The 22051-nt window shown below is 71.7% G+C and carries 14 protein-coding genes; 12 read left to right on the top strand and 2 right to left on the bottom strand.

The features are described 5' to 3' along the window. The first annotated feature begins 97 nt into the window (after positions 1-97). From miaA to hflX, 6 genes are all read left to right on the top strand, one after another. On the top strand, positions 98-1036 hold the full coding sequence (miaA, locus tag ACZ60B_RS20180) for a tRNA (adenosine(37)-N6)-dimethylallyltransferase MiaA (RefSeq protein ID WP_469388736.1): 939 nt from the start codon (positions 98-100) through the stop codon (positions 1034-1036). Between the two features lie 108 nt (positions 1037-1144). Further along, positions 1145-1648, top strand: a complete 504-nt coding sequence (locus tag ACZ60B_RS20175) for a hypothetical protein (protein ID WP_469388807.1) — start codon at positions 1145-1147, stop codon at positions 1646-1648. Positions 1649-1717: 69 nt separating this feature from the next. Further along, a complete protein-coding gene (gene dapF, locus ACZ60B_RS20170; RefSeq protein ID WP_469388734.1) occupies positions 1718-2611 on the top strand; it encodes a diaminopimelate epimerase in 894 nt (297 codons plus the stop codon). Between the two features lie 297 nt (positions 2612-2908). Beyond that, on the top strand, positions 2909-5095 hold the full coding sequence (locus ACZ60B_RS20165; protein WP_469388733.1) for a RelA/SpoT family protein: 2187 nt from the start codon (positions 2909-2911) through the stop codon (positions 5093-5095). A 130-nt stretch (positions 5096-5225) separates the two neighbouring features. Continuing rightward, positions 5226-6761 carry a M1 family metallopeptidase gene (locus ACZ60B_RS20160; RefSeq protein WP_469388731.1) on the top strand — a complete coding sequence of 512 codons (1536 nt, stop codon included), beginning with the start codon at positions 5226-5228 and terminating at the stop codon, positions 6759-6761. A 174-nt stretch (positions 6762-6935) separates the two neighbouring features. Next, a complete protein-coding gene (gene hflX, locus ACZ60B_RS20155; protein WP_469388730.1) occupies positions 6936-8429 on the top strand; it encodes a GTPase HflX in 1494 nt (497 codons plus the stop codon). 80 nt (positions 8430-8509) lie between these two features. On the opposite strand, the gene ACZ60B_RS20150 is transcribed toward hflX, so the two are convergent. Beyond that, a complete protein-coding gene (locus ACZ60B_RS20150) occupies positions 8510-9736 on the bottom strand; it encodes a trypsin-like serine peptidase (protein ID WP_469388728.1) in 1227 nt (408 codons plus the stop codon). Between the two features lie 312 nt (positions 9737-10048). On the opposite strand from ACZ60B_RS20150, the gene ACZ60B_RS20145 reads away from it, so the two are divergent. The 4 genes from ACZ60B_RS20145 (at position 10049) to ACZ60B_RS20130 (ending at position 16757) form a co-directional block, all read left to right on the top strand. Then, a complete protein-coding gene (locus tag ACZ60B_RS20145; protein ID WP_469388726.1) occupies positions 10049-11470 on the top strand; it encodes a diaminobutyrate--2-oxoglutarate transaminase family protein in 1422 nt (473 codons plus the stop codon). 178 nt (positions 11471-11648) lie between these two features. Next, positions 11649-13724, top strand: a complete 2076-nt coding sequence (locus ACZ60B_RS20140; RefSeq protein ID WP_469388805.1) for an IucA/IucC family protein — start codon at positions 11649-11651, stop codon at positions 13722-13724. A 92-nt stretch (positions 13725-13816) separates the two neighbouring features. Beyond that, complete coding sequence (locus tag ACZ60B_RS20135; RefSeq protein WP_469388725.1) at positions 13817-14587, top strand: GNAT family N-acetyltransferase; 771 nt, start codon at positions 13817-13819, stop codon at positions 14585-14587. A gap of 184 nt (positions 14588-14771) precedes the next feature. After that, entirely contained in the window at positions 14772-16757 is a 1986-nt protein-coding gene (locus ACZ60B_RS20130; protein WP_469388723.1) for an ATP-dependent DNA helicase, read from the top strand. A gap of 227 nt (positions 16758-16984) precedes the next feature. On the opposite strand, the gene lexA is transcribed toward ACZ60B_RS20130, so the two are convergent. Further along, positions 16985-17764, bottom strand: coding sequence for a transcriptional repressor LexA (gene lexA / locus ACZ60B_RS20125; protein WP_351621887.1), 780 nt, complete (start codon positions 17762-17764; stop codon positions 16985-16987). Between the two features lie 613 nt (positions 17765-18377). On the opposite strand from lexA, the gene nrdR reads away from it, so the two are divergent. Both nrdR and ACZ60B_RS20115 read left to right on the top strand, forming a co-directional pair. Then, positions 18378-18959 (top strand): transcriptional regulator NrdR, encoded by a 582-nt coding sequence (gene nrdR / locus ACZ60B_RS20120; protein WP_469388722.1) that lies wholly within the window; start codon positions 18378-18380, stop codon positions 18957-18959. Between the two features lie 162 nt (positions 18960-19121). Next, entirely contained in the window at positions 19122-22016 is a 2895-nt protein-coding gene (locus ACZ60B_RS20115) for a vitamin B12-dependent ribonucleotide reductase (protein ID WP_469388720.1), read from the top strand. The last annotated feature ends 35 nt before the right edge of the window (positions 22017-22051 follow it).

Raw genomic sequence — 22051 nt, 5'->3', positions numbered from 1 at the left:
ACCGGCGGCCGGGATCTCGCAACGGGCAACGACGCCGAACAGGTGCCGTCACGTAACTCGTTCGAGGGCAGGCCGTGAGGTTTGCGAGACTGGTGCGGTGAGCAGCGCACCCCTCGCCCCCCGAGTCATCGCCGTCGTCGGACCGACCGCGGCCGGAAAGTCCGATCTGGGCGTCTTCCTGGCCCAGCGGCTCGGCGGCGAGGTCGTCAACGCCGACTCCATGCAGCTCTACCAGGGGATGGACATCGGTACCGCCAAACTGACGCGGCAGGAGCGCGGCGGCGTCCCCCACCACCTCCTCGACGTCTGGGACGTGACCGTCACGGCCTCGGTCGCCGAGTACCAGCGGCTCGCCCGGGAGCGGATCGACGCGCTGCTCGCCGAGGGGCGCTGGCCGATCCTGGTCGGCGGCTCCGGCCTGTACGTGCGCGGTGCCGTCGACAACCTGGAGTTCCCCGGCACCGACCCCGAGGTCAGGGCCCGCCTGGAGGAGGAGCTGACCCTGCGCGGCTCCGGCGCGCTGCACGCCCGGCTGGCCGCCGCAGACCCCGAGGCGGCCCAGGCGATCCTGCCCGGCAACGGGCGTCGTATCGTGCGGGCCCTGGAGGTGATCGAGATCACCGGCCAGCCCTTCACCGCCAACCTCCCCGGTCACGACTCCGTCTACGACACCGTGCAGATCGGCGTCGACGTGGCCCGCCCCGAGCTCGACGAGCGCATCGCGCGCCGGGTCGACCGGATGTGGGAGGCGGGGCTCGTGGACGAGGTCCGCGAGCTGGAGGCGCGAGGCCTGCGCGAGGGGCGTACGGCGTCGCGCGCGCTCGGCTACCAGCAGGTGCTCGCGGCGCTCGCGGGGGAGTGCACGCACGACGAGGCGCGCGCGGAGACCGTCCGTGCCACCAAACGCTTCGCGCGCCGTCAGGATTCATGGTTCAGGCGCGATCCGCGGGTGCACTGGTTGAGTGGGGCTGCGGCGGATCTCACAGAACTTCCCCGGCTTGCGTTGGCGTTGGTCGAACGACCGGTTACAGCCTGATCACGTGATGGCATCGGGACGCCCAGGCCGTCATCCAGGCCTGTTGCGTCATGCCATCATCGAGCTTCGATCGACCAAGTGGAGTCCGAGTTGGGAGGGCGCGTGGCGATGGAGGCCGGCCCTCGCGACACCGCACGAGACACCGAGCCCGTCATCATCGATCACGGTGATGCGGAGCAGGATGTGGATCGGCTGAGTCCCGACGGCCCCGACGAGATCCAGGGCGGTGTGACCGCCGACGGTCCCGAGCCCGAGGAGATGTTCGCGAGCGGGCCCGAGGTCGAGGTCGAGCTGCGTCCGCAGCGCCGGCTGCGCATCTGGCAGCTCGCGCCGATCGTGGCCCTGGCCGCGACCGGCTCCCTGATGTTCGCCTTCCCGCTGGCCTTCGACTTCGGCGACAGCGGCGCGGTGATCGCCATGCTCGGCCTGCTGATCTCGTCCTGCGCGGCCGGCTGGGGCATGATGGCCGCCCTCCGGGTCGGACACACCTGGCCCGGACTGCCCGCCCGGGGCTCCGGACGCCGGCCCGACTGGCGGATGGTGCTCATGTACGTGGTGCTGGTCGCCGCGGTCGTGGTCCTCGCCGTCTGGCGCGTCGCCCGGCTGCGCTGACCCGCTGTCCCCGTCGGGCGGCCCTCCCGCCGCCGTCGGGGTGTCACGCCCACCCCGTACGATCGAGGGATGAGCTCGCGGATCGCCTTCCTCAAGGGTCACGGCACCGAGAACGACTTCGTGATCGTCCCGGACCCCGACAACGTCATCGACCTGCCCGCGGCCGCCGTGGCCGCCCTGTGCGACCGCCGCGCGGGCATCGGCGGCGACGGCCTGCTGCACGTGGTGCGGTCCGCCGCGCACCCGGAGGCCAGGGCCATGGCGGCCGAGGCCGAGTGGTTCATGGACTACCGCAACGGCGACGGTTCGACGGTCGAGATGTGCGGCAACGGCGTACGGGTGTTCGCGCGCTATCTCCAGTACGCCGGCCTGGTCACCGAGGGCGACCTCGCGGTGGCCACGCGCGGGGGCGTGAAGACGGTGCACATCGCCAAGGCGACGGCCGACGGCGGCCCGGCCGCGGGCGACGTCACCGTCGGTATGGGCAAGGCGGTCCTCCCCGCGGGGGACGTCACCGTGACCGTCGGCGAGCGCAGCTGGCCCGCGCGGAACGTGAACATGGGCAACCCGCACGCGGTCGCCTTCGTCGACGACCTCGCGCACGCCGGTGACCTGCGCGCCCGGCCGCCGTTCCAGCCCGCTTCCGCGTACCCGCACGGGGTCAACGTCGAGTTCGTGGCCGACCGCGGTCCGGGCCACGTGGCGATGCGCGTCCACGAGCGCGGCGTCGGCGAGACCCGCTCGTGCGGCACGGGCGCGTGCGCCGTCGCCGTGGCGGCCGCCCGCAGGGACGGCGCCGACCCGGCCGTGACCGGAACTCCGGCGACGTACACCGTCGACGTGCTCGGCGGGCGGCTGCTGATCACCGAGCGGCCCGACGGAGAGATCGAGATGACCGGTCCCGCGGTGATCGTCGCCGAAGGCGAGATCGACTCGGAGTGGCTGGAAAACGCGGTTCGCTGAGCGGGTGCCGGGCTTGGCATCCCAGCCGCGGAACCCGTCGCGGGCACGATGTGTCCATCTGAGCGACAGACGTACGTACGAAAGCACGGCCGACCTCAACTCGCTTGGCGGGAAAGCGTAAACCTCGTTCTCATCGCTCGAATGGGTGATCCGTTTCACGCTCGGCGAGAGACGGTCGGCCGCACGTGGTGGGCTCGGTAGCATCAAGCACCGGTTCGGACGGGGGACCGTAGTCGTCCCCCGAGCCGTGCCCGCCATGGGGCACCCGTCCGCCGGTCCACGCAGCCGGAGGTGCCCATGAGTGCGGAGGCCACGAACCCCGCGACCCCAGGCCCGGTGACGCCGGCCGTCGCCGTTCCCACGGCGCCCGCCGCGCCGCGCCGGAGGGCCCGCCCCCGGATCGACCTGCGCCGCCTCGGCCGGGCAGCCCTGCTCGGCCCAGCCTCCCGGGACCGGCTGCCCGACGCGATCAGCCATGTCGCCGAGGCGCACCGCGCCCACCATCCCGACGCCGACCTGGAACCACTGCGCCGCGCCTACGTGCTCGCCGAGTCCTCGCACCGCGGCCAGATGCGCAAGAGCGGTGAGCCGTACATCACCCACCCGCTCGCCGTGACCCTCATCCTCGCCGAACTCGGCGCCGAGACCACGACGTTGACCGCCTCGCTGCTCCACGACACCGTCGAGGACACCGAGGTCACGCTCGACCAGGTGCGGGACGAGTTCGGCGAGGAGGTGCGCTACCTCGTCGACGGCGTCACGAAGCTGGAGAAGGTCGACTACGGCGCCGCCGCCGAGCCCGAGACCTTCCGCAAGATGCTCGTCGCCACCGGCAGCGACGTCCGCGTGATGTCGATCAAACTCGCCGACCGGCTGCACAACATGCGCACCCTCGGCGTCATGCGCCCCGAGAAACAGGCCCGCATCGCCAAGGTCACCCGGGACGTCCTCATCCCGCTCGCCGAGCGGCTCGGCGTCCAGGCGCTCAAGACCGAACTGGAGGACCTCGTCTTCGCGATCCTCCACCCCGAGGAGTACCGGCACACCCGCGAACTGATCAGCGACGACGCGTCCCGCCCCGACGCCCCGCTCGCCGAGATCGCCGACGAGGTGCGCGGGGTCCTGCGCGAGGCCGACATCCAGGCCGAAGTCCTCATCCGGCCACGGCACTTCGTCTCCGTGCACCGCGTCGCACGCAAGCGCGGCCGACTGCGCGGCGCCGACTTCGGCCGACTGCTGGTCCTCGTCAACGAGGACGCCGACTGCTACGCCGTGCTCGGTGAACTGCACACCTGCATGACCCCCGTCGTCTCGGAGTTCAAGGACTTCATCGCCGTCCCCAAGTTCAACCTGTACCAGTCGCTGCACACCGCCGTGGCCCGCGGGGACGGCCAGGTCGTCGAAGTCCTCATCCGCACCCACCAGATGCACAAGGTCGCCGAGGCCGGCGTCGTCGCGCTCGGCAATCCGTACGCTCCGCCCTCGGAGGAGCAGGCCGTGAGCGACGGCGAGCGCGTCGACCCCACCCGGCCCGGCTGGCTCTCCCGTCTCCTGGACTGGCAGGAGGCCGCGCCCGACCCCGACACCTTCTGGTCCACCCTGCGCGAGGACCTCGCCCAGGACCGCGAGATCACCGTCTTCCGGCCCGACGGCGGCGCGCTCGGACTGCCCGAGGGGGCCAGCTGCGTCGACGCCGCGTACGCGCAGTACGGAGAGGACGCGCACGCGTGCATCGGCGCCCGCGTCAACGGCCGGCTGGCGACGCTGAGCACGGTCCTGAAGGACGGTGACACCGTCCAGCTCCTCATGGGCCAGGACCCGGCCTCCGAGCCCTCCAGGAAGTGGCTGGAGCACGCGCACACGCCCGCCGCCCGGATCGCCATCCAACGATGGCTCGCCACGCACCCGGTGAGCGAGGACGAGGACACGGAGATCCGCGACGAGGCCGACGCCGGGGGCGCGGTACGAGCGGCGGAGGCGGCGGGAGGCGCGGACGGCGGACCGGCCACCACCGGGGGCGGATCCCGCCCCGCCGCGAGTGCCGTGGTCGACCTGCCCGGCGCGACCGTACGACTGGCCGGCTGCTGTACGCCCGTACCGCCCGACGAGGTCACCGGCTTCGCCGTACGCGGGGGAGTGGTGACCGTGCACCGCGTGGAGTGCGCCGGGGCCACGCGCATGAAGGACGCGGGCCGCCCGGAGATGGGCGTGCACTGGGGGGACACCACCGCGTGCCGGGTCACCCTGGTCGCTGAATCGTTCGGCCGCCCCCACCTCCTGGCCGACCTCACCGAGGCCATCGCCCAGGAAGGCGCCGAGATCGTCTCCGCGACCGTGGAGCCCCCGAGCCAGCAGCGCGTCCGCCACACCTACACCCTGCAACTCGCCGACGCGGCCCACCTGCCCGCCCTCATGCGGGCGATGCGCAACGTGCCCGGCGTGTTCGACGTGAGCCGCGCGCAGCATCACGCGCCGGCGATCTGAGCACCCCCGGCCGCGCCGCACCGCACCTCGTCGCGCCCCACCGCACCATGAGTGCGCCCGAATTACCCGTTCGGGTGGGTTCGACGCGCGCCGTCACCACGGTGCATGCATGCGCTGGTAGCCGTGGTGCATGTCGCACACCCTCCGCATCCGGGCTTCCCGGCCGCGTACCCGGGCCCCCCGACGGCTGACGGCAGCGCTGCTCGCCTCCGCCGTCTCCGTCTGCCTCGTCGCCGCGAGCGCCCCGCCGACCCCGCTCGGCGTCGGCGACCGCCTCTTCCCGTACCTGGGCAACCCCGGCTACGACGTGGCGTCGTACGACCTCTCCTTCACCTACCCCGGCCGCAACGACAAGCCCCTCCAGGCGGTCACCACCATCGACGCCTGGACGACCGCCCCGCTGGACCGCGTCAACCTCGACTTCGCCCACGGCACGGTACGGTCGGTCGAGGTCGACGGCCTGCCCGCCTCCTTCACCACCGCCGGCGACGACCTGGTGATCACTCCCGGGACACCGCTGCCCGCGGGCAGTTGGATGCGCATCACCGTGCGGCACACCAGCGATCCCCGGCCCGTCGAGGGCCGGGACGGCGGCTGGGTGCGGACCGCGGACGGACTCGCCATGGCCAACCAGGCGGACGCCGCCCACCGGGTGTTCCCGTCCAACGACCACCCGTCCGACAAGGCGATGTTCACCATCCGGGTCACCGCGCCCAACGCCTACACCGCCGTCGCCAACGGGATCCCCACCGGGGTCGACCGGGCGGGCGGGTCGACCACCTGGACCTACCGCACCCAGCACCCCATGGCGACCGAGCTCGCCCAGGTGTCCATCGGCCGCTCCAGCGTCCTGCACCGCCAGGGGCCGCACGGACTGCCCGTCCGGGACGTCGTGCCCACCAAGGACCGGGCCGTGCTCGAACCGTGGCTCAAGAAGACGCCCGACCAGATCGCCTGGATGGAGAGCAAGGTCGGGCCCTACCCCTTCGAGACCTACGGCCTGCTCATGGCCCAGGCCTCCACCGGCTTCGAACTGGAGACGCAGACCCTCTCCCTCTTCGAACGACACGTCTTCACCGATCCCGCCTACCCCAAGTGGTACGTCGAGTCGGTCATGGTGCACGAGCTGTCCCACCAGTGGTTCGGCGACAGCGTCACCCCTCGCACCTGGTCCGACGTGTGGCTCAACGAAGGACACGCCACCTGGTACGAGTCCCTCTACGCGCAGGAGAAGGCGCACAAGCCGATGGAGGCGCGGATGAAGGCGGCCTACACCGCCTCCGACCGCTGGCGCGCGGCCGGCGGACCGCCCGCGGCCCCCAAGCAGCCCGACCCCGGCCAGAAGATCGGCATCTTCCGGCCCAACATCTACGACGGCGCCGCCCTCGCCCTCTACGCCCTGCGCCAGAAGATCGGCCGCGAGCGCTTCGAGCGCCTGGAACGGATCTGGGCGCAGACCCACCGCGACCGCACCGTCACCACCGCCGAATTCGTACGCCTCGCCTCGAACGTCGCGGGACGCGACCTGACCGGGTTCTTCAGGGCGTGGCTCTACGGGAAGAAGACCCCGCCGATGCCGGGCCACCCGGACTGGAAGTCCACCACCCCCGCCTCCGCCCCCGTCGCCCCCGCACCCGCCCGCACCGGCCGGCACGGCGCGCGATAACACGGATGACGGCGCGGCTCGTCCCGTGCGACCATCGTCGGACCGGCGGCGCGCCCGGCGGTCCGCCCTCCGTGTCACGAGTGGCCGGGAATCTCCCGGGGTACTCCGACGTTGTGAGGTGTGACGGATCGCGCTCCGTCGCCGAACCCGAATCACGATCGACGTAAGGATCCAATGACCTCCTCTTCTTCCTTTTCCCAGGACACCAAGCGCTTCGCGCACGCCTACCCCGAAGGTCTTCGGGCCGATGCCCTGATGGAAGAGGACGTCGCCTGGAGCCACGAGATCGACGGAGACCGGGACGGCGATCAGTTCGACCGCTCGGAGCGCGCGGCCCTGCGCCGCGTGGCCGGCCTCTCCACCGAGCTCGAGGACGTCACCGAGGTCGAGTACCGCCAGCTCCGCCTGGAGCGGGTCGTGCTCGTCGGCGTCTGGACCTCGGGAACCGTGACCGACGCGGAGAACTCCCTCGCGGAGCTCGCCGCCCTCGCGGAGACCGCGGGAGCGCTCGTGCTCGACGGCGTCATCCAGCGCCGCGACAAGCCCGACGCCGCCACCTACATCGGCTCCGGCAAGGCCGAGGAGCTGCGCGACATCGTCCTCGAGACGGGCGCGGACACTGTCATCTGCGACGGTGAGCTCAGCCCGGGTCAGCTGATCCATCTCGAGGACGTCGTCAAGGTCAAGGTCATCGACCGTACGGCCCTGATCCTCGACATCTTCGCCCAGCACGCGAAGTCCCGAGAGGGCAAGGCACAGGTCGCGCTCGCGCAGATGCAGTACATGCTGCCCAGGCTGCGCGGCTGGGGTCAGTCGCTGTCCCGCCAGATGGGCGGCGGCAAGGGCGGCGGCCTCGCCACCCGTGGTCCCGGTGAGACCAAGATCGAGACGGACCGGCGCCGGATCCGCGAGAAGATGGCGAAGATGCGCCGGGAGATCGCGGAGATGAAGACCGGCCGCGAGATCAAGCGGCAGGAGCGACGCCGCAACAAGGTGCCGTCCGTCGCCATCGCGGGCTACACCAACGCCGGAAAGTCCTCGCTGCTCAACCGCCTCACCGGCGCGGGCGTCCTGGTCGAGAACGCCCTGTTCGCGACCCTGGACCCGACCGTGCGCCGGGCCGAGACCCCGAGCGGCCGGCTGTACACGCTGGCCGACACCGTCGGGTTCGTCCGGCACCTGCCGCACCACCTGGTCGAGGCGTTCCGCTCCACCATGGAGGAGGTCGGCGACGCCGACCTGATCCTGCACGTGGTGGACGGCTCGCACCCGAACCCGGAGGAGCAGCTGGCCGCAGTGCGCGAGGTGATCCGGGACGTCGGCGCCACCCAGGTGCCCGAGATCGTCGTGATCAACAAGGCCGACGCGGCCGACCCGCTGACGCTCCAGCGGCTGATGCGGATCGAGAAGCGTTCCATCGCCGTCTCGGCCCGTACCGGCCGGGGCATCCCGGAACTGCTCGCGCTGATCGACAACGAGCTGCCCCGGCCCTCGGTCGAGATCGAGGCGCTCGTGCCGTACACGCACGGCAAGCTGGTCGCCCGTGCCCACTCCGAGGGCGAGGTGATCTCCGAGGAGCACACCCCGGAGGGCACCCTGCTCAAGGCCCGGGTGCACGAGGAGCTCGCGGCGGACCTCGCGCCGTACGTGCCCGCTCCCGCGCTCTGACCGACTGCGCGAAGGCCCGCCGCCCCGGAGACATTCTCCGCGGGGGCGGGCCTTCGCGTACGAGGGGCCAGCAGCAGTAGCTAGTGGGCGAACTTGTCGCTGACCGAGTCGTACACCTTCTTGGCCACCGGGCCCAGCCGCGGGCCCGCCAGCCAGCCCGCGGTCACCGGGCCGATCGAGGTGTTGGACACCAGCGCGGGCTTGCCGTCCGCACCGGCCGCGACCCAGCCGCCGCCCGAGGAGCCACCGGTCATCGTGCACCCGATCCGGTACATCGTCGGGTCCGAGGCGTTGATCGACAGCCGGCCCGGCTTGTCCTGGCACCGGTACAGCGTCTGACCGTCGTACGGCGGCGCCGCCGGGAAGCCCGTCGCCGTGATGCTCTTCACCTTGGGCACCGCCGGGGCGTCGAAGTTCACCGGGAGCGCCGAACCGACCGTCTCCTCCAGGGACTTGCCCGTGCCGCCCTTCTCCGGCGTCACATGGATGACGGCGTAGTCGTACGGGGCGCCGTCGCCGCCCGTGGGACCGCCCCCGTTGATCCACTGGTCCGAGGTCTGGGCCCAGTCGGCCCACCACACGCCGTAGGGAGCGACCTCCTCCTTGGGCGCGGTCTGCAACTCCTCCGCCGTGTCACCCGAGTTGTTGTACGACGGCACGAACGCGAGGTTGCGGTACCAGCCGCCCTTCTTGCCGGCGTGCACACAGTGGCCCGCCGTCCACACCAGGTTGGACTTGCCGGGGTGGGCCGGGTCCCGCACGACCGTCGCCGAGCAGACCATCGTGCCCTCCGGGGAGTCGAAGAGCACCTTGCCCGCCTCCGGGGCGTTGGCGTGGTACTCGGGCGCCACCGACGCGGCCCGCACCGGCGCGGGCGTCGGGTCGGTCACGCCCTGGTCACCCGAGAGGTCGTTCTCGTCCACGCCCCGGTCGGGGTCGTCGGCGCCCCGCATCCGGTCCGGACTCCACAGCCCCTCGATGATCGGGTTGACGTAGTCCTGCGCCTCACGCAGCCAGTCGTCCTTGTCCCACTTCTTCCAGTCGCCGTTCTTCCACTTGTCGATGTCGATCCCGTGCTGCTTGAGCTTGTCCCTGATGTCGTCCGGGATCTTGATCTTGTCGTCGCCGCCGGTGGCCGCGGAGGCCGACGCGGACGCCTGGATCCCGGCGTCCGTCCCGCCCGACGAGCACGCGGTGGCGGTGAGCGCCAGCGCCGAGGCCAGGGCGACGGCGGCCGGCACGGGGGAGGTCCTGCGGCGCGCACTCCCCCCACGTCGAGCGGTGAACGACGGCCGTATGGATCGCATGGTCTGACTCCCCCTGAACGGAAACGACTTGGCGTGTGGCGCACGCCGTGGGAACGGCAACACACACTATGCGGTCGCCGTGGGGGAGCGCCGACGGATCGGCAACGGTTCGGCTACAAGGCGTGTGACCTGCCAGGTCGTCGGGGGAGCTGCCGAATCGGCGGCCCTTCACACCCGGCTTCCACACCTGGTTGCTCCCTCCCCGCGGGTCCCGGCGCGGCAACGATCTTGAAGCGGGCCGTAACCCGGCGGGCGGTCCGCGGTTGTTACCGGTGGGGACTGCGCGGGGGCATGTGGGGAGGAGTGTGAGCCGTGGCGGTGACCGAGGGAATCCTGCGGCGGCAGTCGGCACGCGAGTCGGCGGCGCGCACCTACGCGCGCGCCCTTCCGATCGTGCCGGTGCGGGCCCGCGGGCTGACCATCGAAGGCGCCGACGGCCGCCGCTATCTCGACTGCCTCTCCGGTGCCGGGACCCTCGCCCTGGGGCACAACCACCCGGTCGTCCTGGACGCGATCCGCAAGGTCCTCGACTCGGGCGCGCCGCTGCACGTCCTGGACCTGGCGACCCCCGTGAAGGACGCCTTCGTCACCGAGCTGTTCCACAACCTGCCCCCCGGACTGGCCGACCGAGCCCGCGTGCAGTTCTGCGGGCCGGCCGGCACGGACGCGGTGGAGGCCGCGCTCAAGCTCGTACGGGCCGCGACCGGCCGCTCCGGCGTCCTCGCCTTCACCGGCGCCTACCACGGCATGACGGCCGGAGCCCTCGCCGCGTCCGGCGGGGCCTGTGACGTCCGCGTCACCCGCCTGCCCTATCCGCAGGACTACCGCTGCCCGTTCGGCGTCGGCGGTCCGAGCGGCGCCGAACTCTCCGCCCGCTGGACCGAGTCCGTCCTCGACGATCCCAAGTCGGGGGTGCGGCAGCCCGCCGGGATGATCCTCGAACCCGTCCAGGGCGAGGGCGGGGTGATCCCCGCGCCGGACACCTGGCTGCGGCGCATGCGGCAGATCACCGCCGACCGGTCCATCGCGCTGATCGCCGACGAGATCCAGACCGGGGTCGGCCGGACCGGCGCCTTCTGGGCCGTGGAGCACAGCGGTGTCACCCCGGACGTGATGGTGCTCTCGAAAGCCATCGGCGGCAGCCTCCCGCTGGCTGTCGTGGTCTACCGCGACGACCTCGACGTCTGGGAACCCGGCGCCCACGCAGGCACCTTCCGGGGCAACCAGCTCGCCATGGCCGCGGGCACCGCGACCCTTCGCTACGTCCGCGAACACCACCTCGCCGAACGGGCGGCCACCCTCGGTTCGCGCATGCTGGCCCGACTCCGCGACCTGGCCCGGGAGTTCCCGTGCATCGGGGATGTGCGGGGGCGCGGGCTGATGATCGGCGTCGAACTGGTGGACGCAGAGGCAGAAGCAGAGACAGAGGCGGCCGGAGGCGGGGGCAGGGTCGCATCCGCGGGCGGGCCGCGCCCGGCGGCCCCCGAACTCGCGGCCGCCGTCCAGCGGGAGTGCCTACGACGCGGCCTGATCGTCGAACTCGGCGGCCGGCACTCCAGCGTCGTACGCCTGCTTCCGCCGCTGACCATCACCGACGACCAGGCCTCCGCCGTGCTCGACCGCCTGGCCGAGGCGGTGGCGTCGGCGGCCGGCGAGCGTGGGGGCCGGGACCGGGCGCCGGTGCCGCAGGGCCGTCGACCACGTCAGGGCGACCGCGCCGAACGCGCGGGGTAGCGAGCGACAGACGGCTCACCCGTGCGGCCGGTGTTCCGTGCCGGGCGTGCCGGGCCGCGTTCCCGTCGGGGCCACGCCCCCGAGGCAGCCGCCCCGGACGCCGGGCGCCGCCGCGCCAAGCCAGAAACACCCGTGAGGAACCGACTTGAACATCACCTCCCATGCCACCTCCGTGCCGATGCCGGACCATTCCGGGGCGCGGACCCAGCCCGCCGTGGACACGGGTTTCGACGAAGGGTCCGTCCCCCGGCAGCAGCAAGGAGTCCAGCCGACGAACGGACGTCTCACGGGGGAAGGATTCCCGGCTGCGGGCGGACTCCCGGCTGCGGGCGGACTCCCGACCGCGGACGGATTCTCGACTGCGGACGGATCCTCGACCGTGGACGTACTCGGGGCCGCGGGCGACCTCCTGGAGCATCCCGACCCGCTCACCGCCGCCGAGGCCGCCGCCGTCGAGAACCTGCTGCGCTGCTGGGTACGCGAGTCCGGCCTGTCCGCACCCGACGACGGCATCCTGCGCATCCCCCTCCCCGGCAGCGCCACGGCCCTGCTCGTCCCCGTCCGCTACTGGTCCCCGACCGGCTGGCACCGCTTCGGTCTTCCGCGCCTGGCCGGCACGCCTGCGCAGTCCCCACCCGCCGACGCGGTCACGATCGCCGCCCTGCTCACCCGTGAGACGCCCGCAACGTCCCGCCCCCGAGCCGCCACCGGCAACAGCACCGGTCCCGCTGCCGTTGCCGATACCGACGCAGACGTCGGGGCCGGGACATCCGCGGACCTGGTCGCCCAGGTCGCCGACTCGGTCCGGCGTACCGCCGTGTTCGTCCGCGCGCGCAGGGAACGGCCCGCCGACGCCAGCGACCTCTTCCTCGCGGCCGAGCAGGCACTCGTGCTGGGGCACCCGATGCACCCGACCCCGAAGAGCCGTGAGGGCCTCTCCGCGGCCGAAGCCCGGCTGTACTCACCCGAGCTGCGCGGATCGCACCACCTGCACTGGCTGGCTGTCGACCCCGCGGTCCTCGCCACCGACTCCGCCTGGACCGAGCGCGGTCGTCCGGTCTCCGCGGCCGCCCTCACCGCAGAGCTCGCGGGAACCGGGCTGCCCCTGCCCGACGGCTGTGCGGCCCTGCCCCTGCACCCCTGGCAGGCCCAGGAGGTCCGCCACCGGGCCGAGACCGCGGCCCTTTTCGAGTCCGGTCTGCTCCAGGATCTCGGCCCGCACGGTTCGCCGTGGCACCCCACCTCCTCGGTGCGCACCGTCCACCGGTCCGGCGCCCCCGCCATGCTCAAACTCTCCCTCGGCCTGCGCATCACCAACTCACGCCGGGAGAACCTCCGCAAGGAGCTGCACCGCGGCGTCGAGGTGCACCGCCTGCTGCGGGCGGGACTGTCCGAGCGGTGGCAGGCCGCGCACCCGGGCTTCGACATCGTCCGCGACCCCGCCTGGCTCGCCGTCGACGGCAGGGACGGTGACCCGGTGACCGGACTCGACGTGGTGATCAGGCACAACCCGTTCACCCCCTGGGACGACGTCGCCTGCGTCGCCGGGCTCGTCTCGCCCCGCCCGTACGACCGCCCGGCCCCGGACGGGTTCCCGGGCGGCACCGCGTACCAGGGGGCGGGCGTGCCCGGGGCGCGGTCCCGGCTGGCCGAGGTCGTCACCCGACTCGCCGGCCGGACCGGCCGCCCCCTCGGAGCCGTGGCCGCCGAGTGGTTCCTGCGCTATCTCGAACAGGTCGTACGGCCCGTGCTGTGGCTCGACGGACACGCGGGCATCGCACTGGAGGCGCACCAGCAGAACACGCTGCTCCTGATGGACGGCGACGGCTGGCCCACCGGCGGCCGCTACCGCGACAACCAGGGCTACTACTTCCGGCAGTCCCGGCGCGCGGAGCTCGACGCCCAGCTGCCCGGCATCGGAGAGCACAGCGACACCTTCGTCTCCGACGAGGTCACCGACGAGCGCTTCGTGTACTACCTCGCGATCAACAACGTCCTGGGGCTCGTCGGCGCGTTCGGGTCCCAGCGCCTCGCCGACGAGCGGCTGCTGCTCGCCGCCTTCCGCCGCTTCCTTCACTCCGTCGCCACCGGCCCCGACCGGCCGCGCACCTCCCTGCCCGCCCGCCTCCTCGACTCACCCGTCCTGCGCTGCAAGGCCAATCTGCTGACCCGGCTGCACGGCCTCGACGAACTCGTCGGCCCGGTGGACACCCAGTCCGTCTACGTCACCATCGCCAACCCCCTGCACGCCTGACCCTGCCCCCGGGCGTTCGCGTCGCCCGACCGTCGCCGTCCCTTCGCGCCCGAGGAACACGCCCCAGCCCCACTCCTGAGAGGAGCGTCGCCGTGCCTGCCACCGACGCCGGTTCCGAAGCCGGCACCCTCCCCGTCGCGGACACCGTGAACACCGAGGACACGCTGGACCTGCGGTTGCCCGACGAGCTGCTCGCGTTCATCACGCAGGAGGGGGCCGGGCCCGACCTGGGACGGAGTCCGGACGGGCCGGCCGGCGCGGCACCGGCGGGGCCGTACGAGGCGGCCGGCGGCGACCTGCTCGGGGGTGTCGCCGACTGGGGTCCGGTCACCACCCCCGCCGGCGAGTTCCGTCTGGTGCCGGTCAGCCTCGACCGGGACCTCGCCCTGATCGGCGCCTGGATGAACGATCCGGCCGTCGCGGCCTTCTGGCACCTGGCCGGCCCTCGTACCGCGACGGAGGACCACCTCAGGGACAGGCTCGCCGGTGACGGGCGTGACGTGCCCTGTCTCGGGCTGCTGGACGGCACCCCGATGAGCTACTGGGAGATCTACCGGGCCGACCTCGACCCGCTCGCCCGTCACTACCCCGCGCGACCTCACGACACCGGGATCCACCTGCTGATCGGAGGTGTCGCGGACCGTGGACGAGGGCTCGGCAGCACCCTGCTCAGGGCCGTCGCCGACCTCGTCCTCGACCGGTGCCCCGCCGCCGCACGCGTGGTGGCCGAACCCGACCTGCGCAACACGCCCTCCGTCGCGGCGTTCCTGAGCGCGGGATTCCGGTTCTCCGCCGAGATCGACCTGCCCGCCAAGCGGGCCGCGCTCATGGTCCGGGACCGCAGCCGCCGCCACCTCATGTGACGTCCCGCCGCCGCCCGGCCGTACAGGCGCACAAATCGCCTCCGGCCTCGACCCCCGACGCGAGAAGCCCCACCTTGACTCCCCCCTCGGCCCCGCCACCGACCCGGCCCGCGCCCGCGCCGTCGGCCACGATCCCCTGCTTGATCGCCCGTTTGTCAGTGCCGAGCCGTAGGGTGGTCGAGCTATGACGAAGCCCTCCCTCCCCGAACTCCTGCACGCTGCCGTCACCGCTGTCGGCGGCACCGAGCGCCCCGGCCAGGTGACCATGGCCGAAGCCGTCGAGGCGGCGATCGACGACGGTTCCCATCTGCTGGTCCAGGCGGGCACAGGCACCGGAAAGTCGCTCGGCTATCTCGTGCCCGCGCTCGCGCACGGGGAGCGTGTGGTCGTGGCGACCGCCACCCTTGCCCTCCAGCGTCAGCTCGTGGAGCGGGACCTGCCCCGCACGGTCGACGCGCTGCACCCGCTGCTGCGCCGCCGCCCGGAGTTCGCCATGCTCAAGGGCAGATCGAACTACCTGTGCCTGCACCGCCTGCACGAGGGGGTCCCGCAGGACGAGGAGGAGGGTCTCTTCGACCAGTTCGAGGCGGCCGCGCCCAGCAGCAAGCTGGGCCAGGACCTGCTGCGCCTGCGTGACTGGGCCGACGAGACGGAGTCCGGCGACCGCGACGACCTGACTCCCGGCGTCTCCGACCGGGCCTGGGGCCAGGTGTCGGTCTCGTCCAGGGAGTGCCTGGGCGCCACGAAGTGCGCGTACGGCGCGGAGTGCTTCGCGGAGAGCGCGCGGGAGCGGGCCAAGCTGGCCGAGGTCGTCGTCACCAACCACGCACTGCTCGCGATCGACGCCATCGAGGGCGCCCCGGTCCTCCCGCAGCACGAGGTGCTGATCGTCGACGAGGCGCACGAGCTGGTCTCGCGGGTCACCGGGGTCGCCACCGGCGAGCTCACTCCGGGCCAGGTCAACCGCGCGGTGCGCCGCTCCGCCAAGCTCGTCAACGAGAAGGCCGCCGACCAGCTCCAGACCGCCGCCGAGGGCTTCGAACGGCTGATGGAGCTGGCGCTGCCCGGCCGCCTGGAGGAGATCCCGGAAGACCTCGGCTACGCGCTGATGGCGCTGCGCGACGCCGCCCGTACGGTCATCTCCGCCATCGGCGCGACCCGCGACAAGTCCGTCCAGGACGAGGACGCGGTCCGCAAGCAGGCCCTGGCCTCCGTGGAGAGCGTGCACGACGTGGCGGAGCGGATCGTGAACGGCTCCGAGTGGGACGTCGTCTGGTACGAGCGGCACGACCGCTTCGGCGCCTCCCTGCGGGTGGCCCCCATGTCCGTGTCGGGCCTGCTGCGGGAGAAGCTCTTCGCCGACCGGTCGGTGGTGCTGACCTCGGCGACGCTGAAGCTCGGCGGCGACTTCAACGGCGTGGGCGCCTCCCTGGGCCTCGCCCCCGAGGGCACGGCGGGCAAGGACGACGAGGACGTCCCCCAGTGGAAGGGGGTCGACGTGGGATCCCCCTTCGACTACCCCAGGCAGGGGATCCTCTACGTCGCCAAGCATCTGTCGCGTCCCGCGCGCGACGGTGACCGGGCGGACATGCTCGACGAGCTGACCGAACTGATCCAGGCGGCCGGCGGCCGTACGCTCGGCCTCTTCTCCTCCATGCGCGCGGCCCAGCTGGCCGCCGAGGAGCTGCGCGTCCGGATCCCCGAGTTCCCGATCCTCCTCCAGGGCGAGGAGACCCTCGGCGAGCTGATCAAGAACTTCGCGGCGGATCCCCGTACGTGCCTGTTCGGCACGCTGTCGCTGTGGCAGGGCGTCGACGTGCCCGGTCCGAGCTGCCAGCTGGTCGTCATGGACAAGATCCCGTTCCCGCGTCCGGACGACCCCTTGATGAGCGCCCGGCAGAAGGCGGTGGAGGACGCGGGCGGCAACGGCTTCATGGCGGTCGCGGCCACGCACGCGGCCCTGCTCATGGCCCAGGGGGCCGGCCGCCTCGTACGGGCGTCGGGGGACCGGGGTGTGGTCGCCGTGCTGGACCAGCGACTGGCCACCGCGCGTTACGGAAGCTATCTGAAGGCGTCGCTGCCCGATTTCTGGTACACCACGGACCGTAATCAGGTGCGCAGATCGCTGGCGGCCATCGACGCGGCGGCGAAGCAGCCGGAAACGGAGTGACGGTGGTGGGCCGGCCCGCGCCACGACCGCGCCCGGCCGCCCCATGACCGTGGGGGCGGCTCCGAGGGCCGCGTGCCGGGCCGCCCCACAGCACCGTGCAGGAGCCCGTGGCGGGCCCTGCCGCGGCGGCGGGAGGCGATCCCGGACAACGCAGGGCCCCGGAACCGGCGCAGGGGTCCCGGGGCCCAGTCAGGTGGCGGGTCGGTGCGATCGACCCGCCGCTGTCCTCACACGCGGCGCAGCACGGCGACGACCTTGCCGAGGATGGTCGCGTCGTCGCCGGGGATCGGCTCGTAGGCCGCGTTGTGCGGGAGCAGCCAGACATGGCCGTCCTCGCGCTTGAAGCGCTTGACGGTGGCCTCGCCGTCGAGCATCGCCGCGACGATGTCGCCGTTCTCGGCGACGGGCTGGCGGCGGACGGTGACCCAGTCGCCGTCGCAGATCGCGGCCTCGATCATCGAGTCGCCGACGACCTTCAGGACGAACAGTTCACCGTCACCGACCAGCTGCCTCGGGAGCGGGAAGACGTCCTCGACGGATTCCTCGGCGAGGATCGGGCCACCGGCGGCGATACGGCCCACCAGGGGGACGTACGACGCGGCCGGCTTGCCCGCGGTGTCCGTGGGCTGCACGGAGGCGGCCTGGTCGGAGCCGCGGACCTCGTACGCGCGCGGGCGGTGCGGGTCGCGCCGCAGGAAGCCCTTGCGTTCCAGTGCCATGAGCTGGTGTGCGACCGAGGAGGTGCTGGACAGGCCGACCGCCTGGCCGATCTCCCGCATCGACGGCGGGTAGCCCCGCCGCTGCACCGAGTCCCTGATGACCTCGATCACCCGGCGCTGCCGGTCGGTGAGTCCCGAGCTGTCCGCCCGGATCCCTGGAGGTCGGCCCGGCAGGGAGCGCTTGTGCCCCTCGGGACTCGTGGCTTCGTTCATCGCATGCACCGGCTCGAGTCGGCCCTGGGAGCGGTCCTGGTCAGTGATGGTGGCACTGTCTGCGGTGGTGGTCACGTCGGCCCCTCTCGATGGTCTCCCTGCTGGACAACGGTAGTTGCTTTCGAAAGGTTGCGCCAAACACACGTTCGAGTGAAAAACCGCGGATCCACTGCCGTGATCATGTGTCTGGGTGTATGGCTGACGGGCTGCCCGGCGGTCGAAAGGGTCGCTCGTTGTACCCTTCGTCGTCGGGGTCGACGACCTGCCGGGGTGTCGCCCCGGTCTGCCGTCCGCGGTCCCGTCGACCGTGAAGCGCTCGTGTCTCCGTGCGGGAGTGCCGTGCCCCTCCGTGTGCCGCTCACGCTATCCCTGTCGGTGCCGAAACGGTACGTCCGTGTCCCCCGTTCGCCGCGTACGGCGCCCGCGCATCCGGGTGAAGAGCCGGGTCCGGGCGTTCCGCGGGGTGGTACGGGCGTCCGGCACGTGCCAATCCTCACGCCACACACATGTTCGGCGTGTTTGTGTGAGTCGGGCCCCACATCTAGTGGTTGGATTGCTGTCTCGGCCCAGAAGTTGTGGTCCTATGGGTCTCGAGCCCGGCGGCGATCGCCTATGCTTGGGGCTGCTTCGAGGGGCCCGAGAGGGCTTTCGAGGATGTTGAGTCTGCTGTGAGGAGGGTTCGGAGTTCATGCACTGCCCCTTCTGCAGGCACCCCGACAGTCGCGTCGTCGACAGCCGTACCACCGACGACGGCACGTCGATCCGCAGGCGCCGCCAGTGCCCCGACTGCTCCCGTCGTTTCACGACCGTGGAGACGTGCTCGCTGATGGTGGTGAAGCGGTCCGGAGTCACCGAACCGTTCAGCCGGACCAAGGTCATCAACGGCGTGCGCAAGGCGTGCCAGGGGCGGCCGGTCACCGAGGACGCGCTCGCGCAGCTCGGCCAGCGGGTCGAGGAGGCCGTGCGGGCCACCGGGAGCGCCGAGCTGACCACCCACGACGTGGGGCTGGCCATCCTCGGCCCGTTGCAGGAACTCGACGTCGTCGCGTATCTGCGATTCGCCTCGGTCTACCGCGCGTTCGACTCGCTCGAGGACTTCGAGGCCGCGATCACGGAACTGAGGGAACACACGGGACACCCCGCCGCGGTCGACGAGGACCGCGAGGGCTGCGCGTGCCGCGAGGGCGGTGCGGTCGCGGGGGGCCGGGAGGACCGGCGCGGGCACGGCGGGACCGGCCAGGTCCCCGAGCCTGCCCACACCGCCGACTGACCGGCGGGCCGGGACCGGGCGCAGGCACCGGAAGCGGCCGGCGGCGGCGATCCAAGACTTGTTGCGGGCGGCAGCACGAGGGTGCCCGCAGCACCAGAGAGAACACCGTGCCACGGGAACATCGGGGCACTTCAGGGCGTTTTGCCCGTAATGGGAGGCGGCATGACAGAGACGGCGAGCGGTCCGGCACGGAGTTCCCGCGCCAAGGGCACCAAGGCGAACAAGGGGCTGCGCGTCGAGCGCGTCCACACCACCCCCGGCGTGCACCCGTACGACGAGGTGGCCTGGGAGCGCCGTGACGTCGTCATGACCAACTGGCGCGACGGCTCGATCAACTTCGAGCAACGTGGCGTCGAGTTCCCCGACTTCTGGTCGGTGAACGCGGTCAACATCGTCACCAGCAAGTACTTCCGGGGCGCCGTCGGCACCCCGCAGCGCGAGACCGGTCTCAGGCAGCTGATCGACCGCATCGTGAAGACGTACCGGAAGGCCGGTGAGGACCACAAGTACTTCGCCTCGCCCGCCGACGCCGAGATCTTCGAGCACGAGCTGGCCTACGCCCTCCTGCACCAGATCTTCAGCTTCAACAGCCCCGTCTGGTTCAACGTGGGCACCCCGCAGCCCCAGCAGGTCTCCGCCTGCTTCATCCTGGCCGTCGACGACTCCATGGAGTCGATCCTCGACTGGTACAAGGAAGAGGGCATGATCTTCAAGGGCGGCTCCGGCGCCGGCCTGAACCTCTCCCGCATCCGCTCCTCCAAGGAGCTGCTCTCCTCCGGCGGCAACGCCTCCGGCCCGGTCTCCTTCATGCGCGGCGCCGACGCCTCCGCCGGCACGATCAAGTCCGGTGGTGCCACCCGCCGCGCGGCCAAGATGGTCATCCTCGACGTCGACCACCCCGACATCGAGGACTTCATCGAGACCAAGGTCAAGGAGGAGGAGAAGATCCGCGCCCTGCGTGACGCGGGCTTCGACATGGACCTGGGCGGCGACGACATCACGTCCGTCCAGTACCAGAACGCCAACAACTCGGTCCGCGTGAACGACGAGTTCATGAAGGCCGTCGAGAACGGCGGCAAGTTCGGCCTGCGTGCCCGTATGACCGGCGAGGTCATCGAGGAGGTCGACGCCAAGTCCCTGTTCCGCAAGATGGCCGAGGCCGCCTGGGCCTGCGCCGACCCGGGCATCCAGTACGACGACACGATCAACCAGTGGCACACGTGCCCGGAGTCCGGTCGTATCAACGGCTCGAACCCGTGCAGCGAGTACATGCACCTGGACAACACGTCCTGCAACCTCGCCTCGCTGAACCTGATGAAGTTCCTCAAGGACGACGGCAAGGGCCACCAGTCCTTCGACGTCGAGCGCTTCGCCCAGGTCGTCGAGCTCGTCATCACCGCGATGGACATCTCCATCTGCTTCGCGGACTTCCCGACCCAGAAGATCGGCGAGAACACGCGCGCGTTCCGCCAGCTCGGCATCGGCTACGCCAACCTCGGCGCCCTGCTGATGGCGACCGGCCACGCGTACGACTCCGCGGGCGGCCGCGCCCTCGCCGGCGCGATCACCTCCCTGATGACCGGCACGTCGTACCGCCGTTCGGCCGAACTGGCCGCGGTCGTCGGCCCGTACGACGGCTACGCCCGCAACGCCGACGCCCACCAGCGCGTCATGAAGCAGCATGCCGACGCCAACGGCACGGCCGTGCGCATGGACGACCTGGACTCCCCGATCTGGGCCGCCGCCACGGAGGCCTGGCAGGACGTCGTCCGCCTCGGTGAGCAGAACGGCTTCCGCAACTCCCAGGCGTCCGTCATCGCGCCGACCGGCACCATCGGTCTCGCGATGTCCTGCGACACCACCGGTCTTGAGCCCGACCTCGCCCTGGTCAAGTTCAAGAAGCTGGTCGGCGGCGGCTCGATGCAGATCGTCAACGGCACCGTCCCGCAGGCCCTGCGCCGCCTGGGCTACCAGGAGGAGCAGATCGAGGCGATCGTCGCCCACATCGCCGAGCACGGCAATGTCGTCGACGCCCCCGGCCTCAAGCACGAGCACTACGAGGTCTTCGACTGCGCGATGGGCGAGCGCTCCATCTCCGCGATGGGCCACGTCCGCATGATGGCCGCGATCCAGCCGTGGATCTCGGGCGCCCTCTCCAAGACGGTCAACCTCCCCGAGACCGCCACCGTCGAGGACGTCGAAGAGGTCTACTTCGAGGCCTGGAAGATGGGCGTCAAGGCGCTCGCCATCTACCGTGACAACTGCAAGGTCGGCCAGCCCCTCTCCGCGAAGACCAAGGAGAAGGAGAAGGCCGAGGTCACGGCGAAGGCCGAGGACACCATCCGTACCGCGGTCGAGAAGGTCGTCGAGTACCGGCCGGTCCGCAAGCGCCTCCCGAAGGGACGCCCCGGCATCACCACGTCCTTCACCGTCGGCGGCGCCGAGGGTTACATGACCGCCAACTCCTACCCGGACGACGGTCTCGGCGAGGTCTTCCTGAAGATGTCCAAGCAGGGCTCCACCCTCGCGGGCATGATGGACGCCTTCTCCATCGCGGTCTCCGTCGGCCTCCAGTACGGCGTGCCGCTGGAGACGTACGTCTCGAAGTTCACCAACATGCGCTTCGAGCCGGCCGGCATGACGGACGACCCGGACGTGCGGATGGCGCAGTCGATCGTCGACTACATCTTCCGCCGCCTGGCGCTGGACTTCCTGCCCTTCGAGACCCGCTCCGCGCTCGGCATCCACTCCGCCGAGGAGCGTCAGCGCCACCTCGAGACCGGCTCCTACGAGCCGACCGAGGAGGAGGAGATCGACGTCGAGGCGCTGGCCCAGTCCGCCCCGCGCCAGACGGACCTGAAGGCCGTCGCCGTGCCGAAGGCCGAGGAGCCCAGGCCGGCCGCCCCCAAGCAGGCCCACACCAGCGCCGAGCTGGTGGAGATGCAGCTGGGCATCCAGGCCGACGCCCCGCTGTGCTTCTCCTGCGGCACCAAGATGCAGCGGGCCGGCTCCTGCTACATCTGCGAGGGCTGCGGCTCGACCAGCGGTTGCAGCTGACCCGCGAGCAAGACGGCGAGTGCCTCGAGTCTCTG

Source organism: Streptomyces sp. NPDC104096 (genome assembly GCF_055584385.1).
The sequence above is the reverse complement of the archived record's forward strand: the minus strand, read 5'-3'. Positions and strand labels throughout refer to the sequence as shown.